Here is a 1,249-nt window from a genome sequence, read left to right as displayed (position 1 = left end):
ATGGAGTGGGCCCCTGGGGTCGGACAGGTATCAGGCCGCGGATTTGACCATAGTTTTGGTGTGTAACTCCTCAAACTGCACCGGGCTCAAATAGCCCAGAGCGGAATGCAGTCGGCGTTCATTGTAGACGCGGTCGATGAACGGTGGAAGATGGGTGGCGACATCCTCGAAAGTCTCGAACGCCATCGGGTAGACCGCCTCGACCTTGAGCGTTTTCATGAAGCTTTCCGCCTTGGCGTTATCGTAAGGATTTCCGCGCCGGCTCATCGATCCGGTAATGCCATTGGCTGCCAGCAGCGCACGGTAGGAAGCGGCTGCGTACTGGGATCCACGGTCCGAATGATGAATGAGGCCCGGTGAGGGCTGCCGACTTGCGATAGCAGTTTCAAGCGCGGCAATGGCGAGGCGGGCATCGATCGACCGACCGATGGCATAGCCAACCACCCGCCTTGACCATGCGTCTAGGATGATCGCCACATAAGCAAAGCCACTCGCAATCGCGACATAGGTCAGATCTGCGACCCAGAGCTGATCCGCACCTGTCAGAGCGACGTCCTTTGCCAGGTCCGGGAAGATCGGCAGATCGTGATCACTGTCAGTCGTTGCGACATATCTCCGCCGTCTCCGCGGCTGAAGGCTGTGTTCCCGCATCAAACGCTTGATGCGCTTATGATTTGCGCAGATGCCCTGGTGCTGAAGGGCCGCCCGTACGCGTCGCCAGCCATAAGCCTCAAACTCATCGCAGATCGCCATGATTGCGGCCAGCAGATCGGCTTCGTCAACCCGCTTCACCCGCCCATGATAATAGGTTGAACGTGCGATACCCATCAGTCTGCACCCCTGGGAGACGGAGATGCCAAGGGGCCGGTGATGACGGATGTAGTCCCGTTTCTCGGCCGCGGTGCGCTTTGCAGAGCCCCCTTTAGAAACTCCAGTTCGAGAGCCTGCTTGCCTACCAGGCGTTCCAGCGCGGCGATGCGGGCCTCATATTGCTGGATGAGATCAGCCGCTTGCGCGTCATCGTCGAACTCGCCCGCCTCATACTTCTCAATCCAGACCCGGATCAATTGGCGAGAAACGTCATGACGCTTGGCCAGCCCATGCAATGTTTCGCCGCCCAGATATTCCTGAACGACCTGACGTTTGAACTCCATGCTGTGGGAACGGTGTCGCATTGGCTTTTCTCCAAAAGCCAAACCCACGGTCAATCATTATGGTCCCACCTGTCCGACCCCAGGGGCCCACTCCA

At 58.4% G+C, this 1,249-nt stretch carries 2 protein-coding genes; both read right to left on the bottom strand.

Annotated features, from left to right (window positions below):
- Positions 1–30: 30 nt before the first annotated feature.
- Complete coding sequence (locus tag EWH10_RS21605) at positions 31–855, bottom strand: IS3 family transposase (protein WP_242495903.1); 825 nt, start codon at positions 853–855, stop codon at positions 31–33.
- Positions 828–1,175 (bottom strand): transposase, encoded by a 348-nt coding sequence (locus tag EWH10_RS21600; protein ID WP_037484504.1) that lies wholly within the window; start codon positions 1,173–1,175, stop codon positions 828–830. The genes EWH10_RS21605 and EWH10_RS21600 overlap by 28 nt, the downstream gene beginning before the upstream one ends.
- Positions 1,176–1,249: the final 74 nt, after the last annotated feature.

The organism is Sphingobium fuliginis (genome assembly GCF_004152845.1).
GTDB lineage: Bacteria > Pseudomonadota > Alphaproteobacteria > Sphingomonadales > Sphingomonadaceae > Sphingobium > Sphingobium fuliginis.
This window is presented reverse-complemented; position numbering and strand designations above follow the sequence as displayed.

Bases quoted from the DNA above. Each gene is read 5' to 3' on its own strand.
- EWH10_RS21600 (WP_037484504.1), bottom strand. From the start codon at position 1,175: ATGCGACACCGTTCCCACAGCATGGAGTTCAAACGTCAGGTCGTTCAG.